This window comes from Arthrobacter sp. 05L421, assembly GCF_056397785.1.
In genome coordinates, this window is the sequence record NZ_JBFTOC010000081.1 from 1 (window position 1) to 345 (window position 345).

Here is a 345-nt window from a genome sequence, read left to right on the forward strand (position 1 = left end):
CGCCGACCGTGGTGGCGGTGGCGCCGGCCGCGGACACCTACACCTCGTCGTCGGCGCCCACCACGGACTTTGGCACCAGCGGCTCGCTCGCCGTCTACGGCTCTCCCGAGAACACGGCAGTCCTGCGGTTCCAGTTCCCGGCCGCCCCGGCCGGACAGGTCCTGACGGGCGCGAGCCTGCGCCTGCGCACCACCAGCCTGGCCTCCGCAGGATCCGCCAACACGCTCAACGTCCGGGCCGCAACAGACTCATGGTCCGAAACCGGCACCTTCTACGCCAACCGGCCCACGGTCTCCGGGACCCTCGGGTCCCTGCCCGGCGGCACCGTGCCCAACACGACGTACG

General features: G+C 72.5%; 1 protein-coding gene. It reads left to right on the plus strand.

The features are described from left to right. Positions 1-345: CBM96 family carbohydrate-binding protein (locus AC1DKQ_RS22495; protein ID WP_476920291.1), on the plus strand; the 345-nt coding region annotated here is incomplete at both ends.